Origin of the sequence: Okeania sp. SIO1H4 (genome assembly GCF_010672695.1) — a bacterium.
GTDB classification, from domain to species: domain Bacteria; phylum Cyanobacteriota; class Cyanobacteriia; order Cyanobacteriales; family Microcoleaceae; genus Okeania; species Okeania hirsuta.
The window spans coordinates 582,846-599,017 of the sequence record NZ_JAAHGB010000006.1 but is presented as its reverse complement, the minus strand read 5'-3'; the positions used below and the strand labels follow the sequence as shown (position 1 = coordinate 599,017).

The following is a 16,172-nucleotide window of genomic DNA, read 5'->3' as shown; positions in this document are numbered from 1 at the left end:
ATTTTATGAGTTTATTGAACAATCAAAACTAGATGAAGTAGAAGCAGAAAAAAAATTAAGAGCTGATTTAAGTAATTAATAATTAATAATTAATAATGACTAATTAGGTAGGTGAGCAGAAATAAACACAATATTAGAGGGCGGGTTTTTAGCACTCGAGCGTGCTTAAGTCAAAGCTTTCGTTTTGGTTAAATCCGCTCATACAATTTTTTTAACGTTTAATTAGACTTACCTACTTAATAATTACCGAAAAATCGTGGTCTAAAGCCTCCCTTTTTAAGGGGATAAAAAAAGAAAATACGGAATTTTCTTGCTTCCTTATTACAGAGGCGCTGTTAACTGATAACTGAAATTACCTCTCCTAAAAACTGATAGGACTGGCGAACAGGATTTTTTTTGTTTTAAAGAAGAGGCTTTAAACCTTAATTATTCGGTAACTGAAAGAAGGTAAAAGTTATAACAGGGAACACTTAATTGGGAACAGCGGAAAAAACATTATCTAGTCTAAGATTCATCATTCATCATCAGCATAAATCCTAACAGCTTTGGCTATTGCTATATCTGAGATTTAAAATTTAAAACTTGAAGCTAGTGGGAATTAGTTGTTAATTGAAAAAAAGTAAAAATTATCTAAAATTTAAAATTTAAAACTTGAAGCTAGTGGGAATTAGTTGTTAATTGAAAAAAAGTAAAAATTATCTAAAATTTAAAATTTAAAACTTGAAGCTAGTGGGAATCAGTTGTTAATTGAAAAAAAGTAAAAATTATCTAAAATTTAAAATTTAAAACTTGAAGCTAGTGGGAATCAGTTATTAACTATTAGGTAAAAAAGAGTAAAAGTTATCTAAAAGTTTCTTGAAAATTATTGTTCAACTTACGAAATTAATTTGTAATGTTTTATAGCTTCCTATTTTGTATGTAGCGTTTCCCAAGTTACTGAGGTACAGTTGTTTTTGTTCTTTTCTATTCCCTACTCCCGATTTCCTAAAGATATTTTTGCCCGCAACTGAAATAGAATTGCTATAGATTAATAAAACTGATAAAAACTATTTTTATTTTGTTATAGCAGTCGAAGCAAAGGGCGCGGACATATCAAAAGCTGAAAACTCAGACAACGCAATATTTTTCCTTCTTCCTTCTTTCTTTTTCCTTCTTTCTTCTGCTATAAAATACAAAAGTTGAAACTGAATTTGTAATCAAAATGAATAGTACTGAAAAGGCAAAAAAATACCAAAACAAAATTCAGCGAGTGGGTGTCATTGGTGGAGGTCAGTTGGCATGGATGATGGCGGATGCTGCTAAAAAATTGGGAGTAGATTTAATTATTCAAACTCCTGAAAAAGATGACCCGGCAGTATCTATAGCAAAAGATACTATTTTGGCAGAAATTGATGATGCTCGGGCAACTGCTCAGTTAGCAAATAGTTGTGATGTGATTACTTTTGAAAATGAATTTATTAATATAGATGAGTTGTCGCTTCTGAGTAAAAAAAATGTAATTTTTCGTCCTAATTTATCTGTGTTAAAGCCCTTATTAGATAAATATCAACAGTTGTGTTATTTACGAGATTTAGGTTTACCTGTTCCCCAATTTTGGGAGTGGGAAACAGAAGCTGAAGCAATAAAATTTCCTCTAGTATTAAAAGCACGTCGTCATGGTTATGATGGTCATGGTATTTCTGTTATTCAAGATATTAATAGTTTAAAATATCAGAGAAATTCAAATATTTTCATTCAAGAATTTATCCCTTTTGACCGGGAAGTTGCAATTATTGCTGCTCGTTCAGTGACTGGTGAAATTAAAGTTTACCCAGTAGTAGAAACACAACAAGAAAATCAGGTTTGTCGGCGGGTTTTTGTATGTGATGAAAATTTAGAATTAGTCAAAGAAATTCAAGCGATCGCTCAAACTCTCCTCAATAGTTTAGAAGTTGTGGGAGTATTTGGTATTGAATTATTTATTACTAAAAATCAAACAATTTTAATTAATGAAATTGCTCCAAGAACTCATAACTCTGGTCATTACACTTTGGATGCTTGTGAGACTTCTCAATTTGAACAACATCTACGGGCAGTTTGTGGTCTACCTCTGGGTAGTACCGCTTTTAAGTCTAGGGGGGCAGTGATGGTGAATTTGTTGGGTTATGAATTTGCGGTAAATGACTACTTGACAAAACGGCAACAATTAGCTCAGATTCCTAATGCTTCAGTTTGGTGGTATGGCAAAACAGAATCTCGTCCAGGACGAAAGTTGGGTCATGTAACAGTATTGGTGCATGAGGAAAATTCCACCAAGTGCCGTCAGAAAGCTGAGGCGATCGCCCACAAAATTGAAAGTATCTGGCAGAGTTAACGAAGTCAGAAGTAAGAATTCAGAAGTCAGAAGTTAACCCACCCCTAACCCTTCCCAGGAGGGGAAGTAGGGGATGTGTGAGCAACTCTCCAAAAATATTTCGACTTAGAAGGCGGAGTTTTATACCAATTTGATAAATGTTTGCTACATTTTATTGAGCGGGGGAGTAGGGAAGTGAGAGAGTAGGGGAGAGGTAAAAATAATAATAATTAACAATAACTGGCTAATAATTATCAAAAAAAATATTCAGTCTGTGTTAATTACTTAATAATTGAAGTGTCACTTAAATATAGCATTCTTTTTTGACGCTTGGTATTAGACCCACATGATTTTGATAAAAATTAAGTGTCAAGGCTCCAATTTATGACTTTTAACTTTTGACTTTTAATTTTTGACTTTTGAGTTTCCTGATAGGGGGTGACATTCAAAAAATAATGGCTATAATAGTTTCTAGGTTCTACTGCGACGTTGGTGACTGCCAAAAATGTTTTTTTGACCTACAAATCAAAAAACATCGGGACCTAGATGTTTGAGTGGCAGTAAACTGAGCTTGCACTCAGAAACTTTAAACTTGAGCCGAGGAACCCACCTGGTATTATCCAGGTCAAAAGCTGAGGTAAGACGGCGTTGCGGTGAACTATTTTTTTTGTGAGCAGGATATAGAAAGGTATTGCCAAAAAATTAAGCTGGGCAATGGTTATCCTAAGGCCAATAATTCTGTAATTTACAAGAAAACTTGCAGCAAGAGTTATGCTCAATACTTGATAAGGTAGCGAAACAAAAAGTTACTTATTAAAGTGGCAAACCAAATAATTTATAAAGTTAAAAATTTAAAATAAAAAGCTAATAAACTAGGGCAAAATCAAAATAATAAATAGAGGAAAAATATTGTAGTTAATTAGGAAGTATACTCGTTAAGTGGCATCATAATTAGAAGAAGTTCCTCTAAACTAAACCAATAGTCTTAAAAACTTAGGGATAGATTCAGTAAATCTAGCATAAATTATTATGATGGTGATGGAAGAATTATCCTTAAATATCCCCCACATTGAACTAGCTGGAGCAAAAAATATTGGAGAATTAGCTGATTTATTTTCAGCCAAGTTATAACTACATAAATCAATGATTCAAATTCATTAGACATCTCCAATAATAAAAAATCGAATCAATTATCGCACAGAAATTATCAATTCTTTCTCCCTACTCCCTACTCCCTATTTTCTGGAGATGTGTATTAATAAATTAGGTTGATTTAGGAAAAAGTAACCTAAAGATATTCTGAATCAATTTTTCTGCTCCTGATAAAGTGACTTGAATATTTGTTGTCGTTTTTTATGGTCAACAATAGGCGCAGGATAACCTATACCCTCTCTTTCATCTGCGGGAATTTTACCAGTAACCAAATATTTCGTATCCACACTCCGCAACTCTGACACCCACTCCCGAATATATTCTGCTTCTGGGTCATATTTTTGTGTCTGAGATGAAGGATTAAATATTCTCAACGGTTTTGGGTCCATTCCACTCGATGCACTCCACTGCCAACCCCCATTATTTGCAGAAAGGTCTCCATCTATCAACTTCTGCATAAAATATTTCTCCCCCCACTGCCAATTAATTATTAAATCTTTGGTCAGAAAACTAGCAACTATCATTCGGCAACGGTTGTGCATCCAACCTGTTTCATTTAACTGACGCATGGCAGCATCAACAATAGGATAACCTGTTTTACCTTCACACCAAGCTTGAAAATATGCTTCATTATTCTCCCAGGGAAAATTTTTCCAATGTGGGCGATAAGGACCTGTTTCTAGTTCGGGATAATGATACATAACATATTGATAAAATTCGCGCCATGCTATTTCTTTTTGCCAAGTTTCGATATTGTCAAATGCTTCATCGCTAGAACAATTTTCTATTAATTCTTGAGTTTTTGCCCAAACTGTCCGAATACCAATAGTACCAAATTTTAGGGCGGGACTTAGTTGGGATGTACCATCAAGACTAGGGAAGTTTCGTTGTTCTTGGTATGAGTATATTGCCCTTTGGCAAAATGTTTCTAATTTTTCTAATGCTATAGTTTCTCCGGGTTCGAGAATGAGTGAGTTTTCCCAATTAAATCCTAATTCTTTCGCAGTTGGTAAATCAATAGTTGCTATTTTTTTTGTTTGTTGAAGTTGCTCTTCAGTTAACCCTTTGAGTAGGGGAATATTGACTGGGTTAGATTTTTTTTTGCTGCTCCAAGTTCTCCAGAATGGAGTATAGACACTATAGGGTTTTTTGGTAGAAGTAAATATTTCTTCTGGGCAATGAAGGAGTTGATCCCAAAATGTTTTTACTTGAATATTTACTGTTTCTAAATTTTCAGTAACTTGGCGGTCGCGTTCTCTACTATAAGGTTCAACATCTAGATTCCAATATACTGCTTTTGCCTCTAGAAAAGTTGCTAATTTTGGTATAGCTTCGGCAGGTTTTCCTGAGATAATTAATAGTTGACTTCCTATTTCTTGGTAGCGTTTTTGTAGATGTTGTAAACAACCAATCATATAGGTTATTCTTGCGGGGGCAATATCGTCTCGTTTGAGAATATTTTGGTCAAGGCAAAATATACCTACTACTTTTTGATTTTGTTGAGATGCTTGTGTCAGTCCGATATTATCTGAAATGCGTAGGTCGCGTCGATGCCAAAAGAGGATTAAGTTAGACATTTATTTTAATTTTATTGTTATAGTAGAAGAAAGAAAGAAGAAGGAAAAAGGAAGAAGAAAAAATCTTACCTTGTCTTAATTTTAAGCTTTTGATTTTTCCTAACTTTTCCTTCGACTGCTATAATTTTCAGTTTACTGTTAATTAGAAAATTTTTGTTTATAGGTAAGCATTTCCTGTGGAATGCTTACGTTTATAGTAATTCCAAGTCAGCTATAATCTCGATTTTAACAAAATTATTAATGATTAATTATTTTAGGTTTTAAGTCTCTAATTTTCACGAAAAAAATCATTCTTTTGTCTTTTTAGTTAATCCTCTTATTTTTCAGGAGAGGTCATTTCAGTTATCAGTTATCAGTTATCAGTTATCAGTTATCAGTTATCAGTTATCAGTTATCAGTTATCAGTACCTCCTGCAATAAGGAGTCTTTAGACCAAAATTTTTCGGTAATTGTTAATTATCGTTTTTATTTATGGGTTTAATACCATTTATCAAAAAGAATGCGATGCTGATGCAAAACTTCAATGATTAAGTAATTAGTAGGATTTAATAACCTTAAGAGCGATGATTAGCCAGTAAGTGCATATTATTCTTATGTTTACTACTCCCTGAGTCCCTTATACCAATTACCAAAAGTAATGCTATACTTAGGTAACACTTCAGTTATTAAGTAATTAAACTATCCTAATAAACTTTTTGCTAATTTGAGTCAATTTAATATTAATTATTATTATTTTTATTTCTCCCCAACTCCCCAACTCCCCAACTCCCCAACTCCCCAGCTCAAGAAAATGTAGAAAAGTTTTTGAGAAATGGTATTACTCTCCCACTCCATTCTGGTAGATAACTAAATATCTTCTTCCTCCTTCAATAATTGTTAACTGTTAATTTTTGAACTGTAGTTTAGCTAATAAATATTTCTATTTGTCAAATCAAATAGGTTTTGCAAATTAATTTTTTCTACTTCGCTACTCCTTTACAGTCTTCATTTTTGTTATTTGCTTGCTTTGTTCAAAGGAAAAATTTCATTTTAAGCTTAATACCAATTTTCAGGCGTTGATACTAAATTATTGGTTAATATAGCAGTCAAAGCAAAGCTTAGGAAATATCAAAAACTTAACATTCAGAGAACCCAAGCTTTTTCCTTCTGTTATAGATAACTCATCGCCTAGATAACTAAACGCCTTATTCCTTCTTCCTTCTTACTTCTTACTTCTTACTTCTTATTTCCTAATAAAAATGGTTTAGCCAAGAATAAACTACAGATTGACTTAGCATCAACAATTTCTCCATCAAAGATAGCCTGTTCTAATTCTTGAAGTGTCATTAAAACTGTTTCTATATCTTCATCAATATCTTGTGCTGGAGGACTTTCCAACTTTTCCAAATCTTCTGCTAAAAAAGCATAAATAAATTCATCCGAGTATCCAGGAGCGAGAGGAAATTCTCCTAACTTTTGCCATTTATGAGCGCGATAACCTGTTTCTTCTTCTATTTCTCGTTTGATAGTATCAGCAGGATTTTCATTTTCTTCTATTGTACCTGCTGGAAACTCTAAAATCCTATCTTTAATGGCAAATCTATATTGTTTTACTAAGACTAATTTTCCATCTGAAGTAACAGGAATACATAAAGCTCCACCCGGATGACGAATACATTCCCAGTCTCCTTCAACTCCATTGTGTAGACGTAGATGGTTAACGTCAAAGTTAAATTTTCTACCCTGATATTGCAGACGTTGTTTAATAATTTTGGGTGGTTCTTGATTGTGCATAAAATATCATCAAAAATAAGTTTTAACTATCATATCATCTTTGTCTGAATAAAAGGTAGCTGATTAAAGTCTATCTTCTATAAAATGATAATTAGAGATACTTCTACAGCTCGAGCTATTGATTTTTTGCCAGTCCATAAATGAATTAAATAACACTATGAGCGATGGGCGAAACTTGATAAATTTTTAGGTATAGCACGTCTTATTTTGAGTTGCACCTTGTTTTTGTATAAAAATTATACTAATCAACTAATCTACAAAAATTCAATCTTAGTAACGCTTCAAATAATACTTTTTAATATTAAATATTAAAGCTTGATAGTAGAGGCATTGAATCAGTTAGCCTTCTTTAGGGTAACTGCCTTAATAGCGATTTTTTGTACGATCAGGAATGGCTGAACCACCACAAAGATGAACCTGTTATTTTTAATCAGAAACATGGGTGTTTTCAAGCTAATTAATGCGACCAGTATAGAGATAGAAAAAACTGAAAAAATGTCTAAAATAATTTTTCATAAAAACATATTTATAGATAGCATTTTCAAATTAAATGTCAAACAAAAGTTAGTTATTTACTAACAGTAAAAAATCCGGCAAACCTTCTTGCCTGTTGCCTAAAAGCGTTAGTTTTTTTTAACCCAAATCAAATTAAATTACTAGAGTGAGCTTTTGATATAAATGATATTAATTCCAAGTGATATGTTTATGCTTAATTTTTCCAAAATATAGACTAAAAAATTATTGAGTGAAAGACCTCAATATCAAGTTACTATTGCTTCATTTTTAACGAGAGATAATTATTAATTTTTGAAGAGTAGAAAGCAGATGAAGATATAAAGCTAATGAATTTTGTGCCAGAATATCTTAGAAAATAAGTAGATAGGCATGAAAAAAATTAAGTCTTTAACAAAAAGTAAAGTAGTTTATAAGCCTTTTCCCTTCTGCCTTCTGCCTTCCTAAGTACGATAAATTTTAACACCTACCTACTTAATTAAAAACCATAGTTTACTTAGTGAAGCTGAATGCGAATATATCTGTCCGTGCAAATACAACTACACCTTTTTACCTAATTAAAGTGGAAATTCTACTGATGAAAAAGTCTCTATAGTCATCAAATATTGTCAAACAACAAAAATCGATAGTTTTTCAGATAATGCTTTTAGTTTATGTGATATAGCAGTCGAAGCAAAGGTTAGGATATATCAAAAGCTTAAAACTCAGACAACGCCAAATTTTTCCCTATTCCTTCCTTCTTCTGCTATATGCACAGAAATGTTTAGAAATAATCCGCTAATTGTTGGCATAATGATTATAATTTTTCCCTATCAAATGGTAAGGTTTGGGAATATAAGTCAAAAAAATTAATATAAAATTTCATAGAGCACACTCTTGGAATATTGGTGCTAGGCATTGTCGTAGTGCATCCTCTTATGCTCTAATTCCTGATAGTAAAGATAATTTTTCAGGATTTCTAGTAGTTTATTGAAGAAGATTTTAAGTAGTAGGTTAAAGTGAAAATAAGATTGTAAGTCTTAGGTAGTAGGTATGAGGTAAAAAAAGTTGAGCCACCTAAAACTTAACATCTAATACCTGATATAGTGTAGCAAGAATAAAAATTATGAGAGAGTTACCTAGCAATCAAACAAATATAGTTCATAAGATAATCTGGGGCACAATTGGTGGTACTGTTTGGGGTGTTTTATTTGGTGCTACTTTGGCTGGTTTATCCATAGGAATTAATCAAAATTTAGTCACTATTGTAAGTGCATTATTAATGGGTATCTTGTGGTGTACAGTTATTAGCCTAATTTGGAAATCATTAATGGGAAGACAGGATGAATCTAGCAAAAATTATATAATATTTGGAATTATTGGTGGCTTTTTCCTGGGCAGCGTTATAGGAGGATTAATGTTAGCAATATTAAATCGGGATGCTAATGTTGGTAAAGCATATATATCAGGAGCATTTTTGGGAGCAAGTTTTGGTTTTGTTTGGAGTTTATTTAAACCTCCTATGTTTTTGGGAGGTGCGAGAATTTGGGGTAAGTCGGGAGCAATTTTAGGTGCAATTTGGGGGTCTTTTTTTGGCACAATTATAGGTATAATTGCCACAGTTTGCTTATTGTTTTGGAGTCAAGCAAATATTGATATTACTTCTAGTAACTTGCCTCAACTATTAATAGCTACAGTAATTTTTGGTGGTGGTAATGGTGCTATTGGTGGAGCAATATCTGGAATTATATTAGGTGGATTAATTATGGCTCCTCCTTTACCTTTAGCATTAGAATTAATTGGGATAAGAGGTGCAATTGTTGGAGCAATTTGGGGTTGTTTTTTGACAGCGATCGCTTGGGGAATTATTGGAGCTATTTTGTCTACAACTATGGGGGATGATTTCTTTTTAAGTTTAGGAATTATTCGTCAAGTTACTTTACTTAGAGGAGTAATTATTGGTGCAGGTATTGGGTCAATTTGGGGCATGATTTCTGGGGCAGTATGGGGTGCTTTTGGTAGATGGTAATTTTCAACAATTAATAATTAATAATTAGGGTTTGCTGAAAAAGTCTTATGGCTGAGGGTAGGAGTCAACCCACCCCTAACCCCTCCCAGGAGGGGAACTCAGGATAAATGGGAATTATAGAGGAGATAGTAGGAAGAATCGTCCCTTGATTTTTCTGCCCAACTCTTGACAAAAATCCTAAATTTTTGAACCATTACCACCTAAAACCTCGCACTTTTATCAAATTGGTATAAGAAGGTTTGCCGAATTTTTTACTGTTAGTAAATAACCAATTCTTGTTTGAAATCTCATTTGAAAACGCTATAGAAGAAGTTATCTGTTAAAAATTTGCTACTGCAATATTTAAGATTAAACAGTCCAATAATAGGTTTTATAGCAACTGCCATTACTACTCTTGACTTATAGAATATCTAAAACAACAAAATATCAATAATCAACCTTCCTTTTACCTTCTTTTTTCTTCCTTATTCCCTCTTCCTTCTTCCCTCTTCCCTCTTCCTTCTTCATTAATTTCTCAACTTAGGATTAACAAATTCATTCAATCCTTCCCCTAATAAAGATAAACCAATTACCATTAAAGTTAAAGCACAACCAGGGAAAAAAGCAGTCCACCAAATACCTGTAGGTAAAGCATCTAAAGCTAACCTTAAATCATTTCCCCATTCAGCAGTTTCAGGAGGTAATCCTAATCCTAAAAATCCCAATCCTCCTAATACTAAAACTGCATCTGCAGCATTAAGAGTAAACAACACAGGCACACTCTGAATAACATTAAGAAATAAATAACGAGTTAATACTCTCCAAGTATTAGCACCCATCGCTTTTGCTGCTTCAATAAAAAGTTCATTTTTTACACTAACTGTATGGTTACGAACTACTCGATAATATTGTGGAATATAAGCAATACTCAGAGCGATCGCTGCATTTAATATTCCTTTTCCAACAACGAAAGCTAGAGTTATTGAAAGTAATAATCCTGGCAAAGTATAAACAGTATCCATAAAAAATATTAAAACTTTATCAATTCTACCGCCAAGATAACCGCTTACCATTCCTAGAGGTACGCCAATAATTAAACTTAATGCTGTGGCTAAAATTACAACTTGCCAAGCAACTTGTACGCCGAATAATGTTCGAGAAAATACATCATAACCTTGACGATTTGTACCAAACCAATGCTCAAAAGATGGTGATTGATGAATGGGGTTACTAAGAAATTCTTGTGGGTCTTGGAGCAAGTCTAAATTTTCTAAAGGTGGAGATAAAATAGCCATCAATATAAATAAAACTGTAATGATTAAGCCTACCCACATCATCTGCATTGAAATAGTTGGTTTACTAGACAGATTAAACATTTTAGTTGCTGAAAATCTACTTACCATAATTCTATAATTTCTCTGGTTTCAGAAATAGCATTTTAGCATATACAAAGCTGACATTTGAGATATAAACGGAGAATAAAGGAAGGTTATTTCAGTTATCAGTTATCAGTTATCAGTACCTACTGCAATAAGGAAGCTTGACATTAGGAATATTCTATTTTTTTATCCCCTTAAAATAGGAGGCTTTATACCACAATTTTTAGGTAATATAACGTTTCTCAAGTTACTGAGGCATAGTTGTTTTTCTTATTTTCTACTTCCTACTCCCTACTACCTATTCCCTACTCCCTAAAAAAAAGGAATTTTGTACCTCACCAGCATAGGAATTGCTATAAGAGAGATTTTATTGTCACAAAAATGACGGACAAAATGACAGACAAAAAGTATTTCATAATTTATCTAAATATTATCTCGCAATAGTAGGTTTTTTTTCGGAAATCATCAAATTTTGTAAGCATTCAGCCGTCATCTATCAGCCATCATTTATTACTTTTTTTAGTTCTAGATAAAAGCTTTACTAATTGAGTGAGAATTAAATTTTACGCCTAAAAACTGGCTTTAAAGTCTATATATTATCTCCTTATAAGAGCTGAGAGCTGACAGCTAATAGGTGAATGCTTACCAAATTTTTTTACCTCATTAAATAAAAAAATATTTTTAGTCAATTCTCTTGTTTGAAGTAGAGGTCATTATTAATTATTAATTGTTAATTATTAATTTTCATATCCTTCCTTTTTCCTGACTCCTGACTCCGTCTTCCGCTAATCATTGGATAACTAATTATCCGGATACTATATCAAGTCTCTCTTTAACAGCGCCACGGACTTTGACCCTACAAGGAGAAAGAGAAAAGAAAAAAAATATTTTTAGTCAATTCTCTTGTTTGAAGTAGAGTTAATTATTAATTATTAATTGTTCATTATTAATTGTTCATAGCCTATCTTTAACAGTTTAATTTCTCCAGATCCAACCATTAATAGTAAAGCGACTATCTGCAAAAGTTTTAGAAGGACAATTTACTGGTAAAACTTCATGCCAGTAACGACTAGGAAAGAAAATAATAGTATTATTTATAGGTGCAATTTTTTTGAATGAATTTGCCTGAGTATAATAATTATTATCTATTTTTCCATCATATAGCACTAATTCTCCACCAGAAAATTTTTTAGGTTGTTGGTAAAAATAGTAAATGTAGGTAATTTCTCTTTTAGCAACTTCAGGCATTCCATTATCATTATGAGCTTGATAATAATGACCATGATTATGAGCTGTTACTTGCCCTTCTATTTTAGCTATGGGAAATATTTGATGACTCAGTTTCGATAAAACTTGAGGTAAAACTAATTTAATTCGATTACTAATTCTAGCTTTGGAAATAGGCGCTAAATGTAAGACTCTTGATTTGCGAAAGTCAGAGTCATTTATGCTAGTAGTACTTTTTTCAAAATATGCTTCTAGTTTAATTACAGATGCTAGAATTTTTTGATTTTCTACTTCTGTTAAAAATTTATCAATTTTCACACATTTTGATTTAATCAGATTTTGATTATTTTTGTCACTGAGCATCATTAGTTATACCAATTTTATAGATATGTTATGAGAATCAAGTTTGATAATCAAAAGCTACAAATAAAGTACCATAATTAATTTAAATTTAGAATCTTTTACTATTTAAAGACTCAATATCAAAGAAATTTTCAGGCAGCTAATAGATTATTTATTGGTGAATTATATAGTAGTCGAAGCGAAAGGCGCAGATATATCAAAAGCTGAGAACTCAGACAACACAATATGCAAGCATTCAGCAGTCAGCTATCAGCTATTAAGTCATTATCTTGGAAGAACGAATTAGTATTCAAGGAGAATGAAAAGTGATTTTTGTGCAGCATTCCGCAGGAAATGCTTACTTTTTGTTTGCCCGAAATATTCTGTAATTATTCATTATTCATTATTCATTATTCATTATTCATTATTTCTCCGTATCCAACCATTAATAGTAAATCGACTATCTGAAAAAGCTTTAGAGGGGCAACTTACTGATAAAACTTCGTGCATATAACGACTTAGAAAAAATATAATACTATTATTTTTAGGTTCTATAGTTTTAAATGTGTCAGCTTTCACATAATATTTTCCTTGAATTTGACTATCGTAAATTATTAAATTACCACCTGTAAATGCTTTAGGTTCTTGATAAAAATAATAGACATAAGTAAAAACTCTAGTAGCAGTATCAGGAGAACCATTATCATTGTGAATTTTATAGAAATTATTATCGTTATGAGCTGTTAACTGACTTTCAATTTCGGCAATTGAAAATTCTGGGATATTTAACTTTTTTAACGCATCAGGTAAAACTTCTTGAATTCTGTTGACTATTAATTCTCTGAATTTTGGGAACGAGTGCAATACTAAAGAGCGACGATAATTTTCTGCCTTAGTTGATGTTGTAGTTGGTACAAAATCAGATTGTCTCTGCAAAACATAATTAAATAATTGTTGATTTTCTGATTGGGTGAGAAAATTTTCTATAAGTAAATAACGAGATTCTAAATTGTCTATTTTCGGTGGTGGAGGAGGAGTAGAAATTTTGATATTAGATTGAGTATCTTGTGACTTTGACTGCTGCAAATATATTGGTGGTTCCGTCACCATTCCGACTAAATGTTCGCTAGGAAAACATAAAGCAGAATGACCTTCTCCTATAGGAATTTGAAATAGAGTAGAATTTTCTGTTTTTTGATGTTTAGATAATAGTGTTTTGGCTAAAAGTTGGAGTAATGGTGCATCAGATTTGAGATAAATAGTATATTGATGTCCTCCTGTTAATAATAGGTTAATTTTTACTTCTTGAGGTAAATTTTGTGGTGGAGTAAATGTCATAATTTTTGCCAAATAATCAATTGTTTTAAAGAGTAGGGAGTATGAAAGTAGGGCAGTAGGGAGTATGAAAAACTTTTACTCTTTATTTAATTTTCCTATATGCCAAATCTAGGTCTTCCCTAACTACAAAAAAAGTTATAGCGCTACATGCAAGGCAACAGGAAATAGGCAACAGGAAAATACAAAAGGGTTTTAGCTTTATTTATGTCCTAGCCTTAATGTGTAGCGCTATAATCGTAATATTTGATATTAAGTTGGTTAATACTGTGTAATACTTCAAACCACATCCGACTTTTTTCTCATCCTAAGTAGACTATATTTTGCCTTGCCACTTCCAGAACCAAGAGTCAGAAAAATTATATGAATTCTCACTGACAACTGATAACTGAAATGGCGACTTTTATACTTATACATACAGATTTTTACTGGGTTACTTATACCAAATCCGGTTATTTCTCCTACAACAGAAGTAAAAAGTCATGCATTAAGATTTTATAGGCTAAAAATTTTACCTTTTTCTCATCTCAAAAGTTCTGATAAGTAGGCAGACAAAATCAACTACAGAAAATTAAAACTCAAACCTTTATCTACTTACGAATAACCCAGTATTTAACGAAGTCAGAAGTTATTTTTGTAAGGAGGATTTGAGCTTCGCTCCAAAAATATTTCGCCTTAAAAGGCGGGGTTGCGCGACCCAATTCTTTTGATAAATATTTCTGTCCAGGTACTTATTGTACAGAAATTATCAATTATTTCCGCCTATTCCCTATTCCCTATTCCCTATTTTATTAATGTAAAAAATGACGCATTCCAGTTAGTATCATTACCAAACCTAACTCATTTGCAGCAGCAATAGAATCTTTATCTCGCATACTACCTCCTGGCTGAATAATAGCAGTTATTCCCGCTGCTGCTGCCGTTTTTACCGAATCATCAAAAGGGAAAAAAGCATCACTAGCTAATACTCCTCCAACAGCCTTTTCTCCTGCTTGTTCCAAAGCAATTTTTACTGCCCCAACTCGATTCATTTGACCAGCACCAATACCAGCAGTTGCCAAATTTTTAGTCACCACAATAGCATTAGACTTAACGTGCTTTACCACCTTCCAAGCAAACATTAATTCCTCCATTTCTTCCGGAGTCGGTTGTTTTTCAGTAACAACTTTCCAATCACTAGAATTTTCTACTGCATCATCACTATCTTGTACTAAAAAACCACCAGCAATTACCTTTATAGTTTCCGACGGACTCTGTTTTAAATCAGGTGAAATTAACACTCTTAATTTAGATTTTTTCTGAAAAATTTCCTCCGCTTCTGGTTCGCATCCCGGAGCAACTACACATTCCAAAAAAGTCTTAGTCATAGCAGTCGCAGTAGGAGCATCAATAGACTTATTCAAAGCAACAATACCCCCAAAAGCAGAAACCGAATCTCCAGCAAAAGCTTTTTCATAAGCCTCCAAAAGAGTTTCACTAATTGCAATTCCACAAGGATTTGTATGTTTAAGAATTGCCACAGTCGGAGCATCAGAAAATTCCGTAATAATACGTCTCGCTGCCTCTAAATCTACTAAATTGTTATAACTTAATTCTTTACCTTGAAGAATTTTACTTGCCGCCCACCCACTAGGAATAATTCCGCTTTGATACCAAGTAGCAGATTGATGAGGATTTTCTCCATAACGCAGAGATTTAATATTTTTACCAGAGAGGAAAAATGTTTCTTTTTCCTGTTCAGAAGTTGTTTGTTGCTCTTGTAAATAAGTAGCGATCGCCTGGTCGTAAGTTGCTGTATGTTTAAATCCAGCTAAGGCACATTTTTGACGAAATTCTAATGATATTTCACCCTGATTTTTCCGTAGTTCTTCCAAGTATGAATTATATTGATTAGGCTTACATAAAACTGTTAGATGAGCAAAATTTTTAGCTGATGCTCTTAACATTGCTGGTCCGCCAATATCAATTTTTTCAATTGCTTCTACTAAGGTAACTCCCGGCTGAGAAATTGTTTGTTCAAACGGGTATAAATTAACTACAACTAGATCGATAGGTCGAATATTATTAGCATTTAAGTTTTCAATATCTTGCTCTAAATCTCTTCTTGCTAATATACCTCCATGAATCCGAGGATGTAAGGTTTTAACTCTACCTCCAAGAATTTCTGGAAATCCCGTATAGTCAGATACTTTTGTCACAGAAATTCCTGCTTCTTTCAGAGTTTTAGCAGTACCGCCACTACTAATTATTTCATAGTCAAATTCTGTAACTAGAGTTTTTGCTAAGTCAATTAGACCTGTTTTATCTGATGTGCTGAGTAATGCTAAACGTGCCATTTTTTTCAAATCCTGATATAGGAAAACTAACAGTCTATATTTTAAGAATTAAAATTAGAATCTTCAAACTTTGCGGATTCTTTTAATGTTTTTGTCAGACATTTTAGTTAAATAAGTGCCTGTTCATCAATCAAGTTAATTTTGACTCTTGAGATGTTAAGTAGGGTAGCCGTCAGATGGGAAAAATACAGCTATTTTGTGTTTAATTTTCCCTCGCTA

The 16,172-nt window shown here is 32.7% G+C and carries 8 protein-coding genes and 1 other RNA gene; 3 read left to right on the top strand and 6 right to left on the bottom strand.

The genetic code is table 11. The features are described 5' to 3' along the window. The first annotated feature begins 1,201 nt into the window (after positions 1 to 1,201). A complete protein-coding gene (locus F6K06_RS06880; RefSeq protein WP_124145019.1) occupies positions 1,202 to 2,353 on the top strand; it encodes a 5-(carboxyamino)imidazole ribonucleotide synthase in 1,152 nt (383 codons plus the stop codon). 454 nt (positions 2,354 to 2,807) lie between these two features. Next, positions 2,808 to 2,993: non-coding RNA, 6S RNA (ssrS, locus tag F6K06_RS06875), on the top strand. Positions 2,994 to 3,636: 643 nt separating this feature from the next. Here ssrS and F6K06_RS06870 read toward each other — a convergent pair. Both F6K06_RS06870 and F6K06_RS06865 read right to left on the bottom strand, forming a co-directional pair. After that, a complete protein-coding gene (locus tag F6K06_RS06870) occupies positions 3,637 to 5,061 on the bottom strand; it encodes a deoxyribodipyrimidine photo-lyase, 8-HDF type (RefSeq protein ID WP_124145018.1) in 1,425 nt (474 codons plus the stop codon). Positions 5,062 to 6,276: 1,215 nt separating this feature from the next. Continuing rightward, complete coding sequence (locus F6K06_RS06865) at positions 6,277 to 6,834, bottom strand: NUDIX hydrolase (RefSeq protein ID WP_287238741.1); 558 nt, start codon at positions 6,832 to 6,834, stop codon at positions 6,277 to 6,279. A gap of 1,618 nt (positions 6,835 to 8,452) precedes the next feature. Between F6K06_RS06865 and F6K06_RS06860 the strand changes: the two genes are divergently transcribed. After that, entirely contained in the window at positions 8,453 to 9,355 is a 903-nt protein-coding gene (locus F6K06_RS06860; RefSeq protein ID WP_124145016.1) for a hypothetical protein, read from the top strand. Between the two features lie 506 nt (positions 9,356 to 9,861). Here the strand turns inward: F6K06_RS06860 and F6K06_RS06855 are convergent. The 4 genes from F6K06_RS06855 to purH form a co-directional block, all read right to left on the bottom strand. Continuing rightward, entirely contained in the window at positions 9,862 to 10,710 is an 849-nt protein-coding gene (locus F6K06_RS06855; protein WP_287323197.1) for an ABC transporter permease, read from the bottom strand. Positions 10,711 to 11,688: 978 nt separating this feature from the next. Continuing rightward, the gene (locus F6K06_RS06850) at positions 11,689 to 12,306 is read right to left on the bottom strand and encodes a 2OG-Fe(II) oxygenase (protein ID WP_124145014.1); all 618 of its coding nucleotides are present in this window, start codon (positions 12,304 to 12,306) and stop codon (positions 11,689 to 11,691) included. Between the two features lie 393 nt (positions 12,307 to 12,699). Next, entirely contained in the window at positions 12,700 to 13,620 is a 921-nt protein-coding gene (locus F6K06_RS06845; RefSeq protein ID WP_287238736.1) for a 2OG-Fe(II) oxygenase, read from the bottom strand. 788 nt (positions 13,621 to 14,408) lie between these two features. Continuing rightward, complete coding sequence (purH, locus tag F6K06_RS06840) at positions 14,409 to 15,953, bottom strand: bifunctional phosphoribosylaminoimidazolecarboxamide formyltransferase/IMP cyclohydrolase (protein ID WP_287238734.1); 1,545 nt, start codon at positions 15,951 to 15,953, stop codon at positions 14,409 to 14,411. Between the last annotated feature and the right edge of the window lie 219 nt (positions 15,954 to 16,172).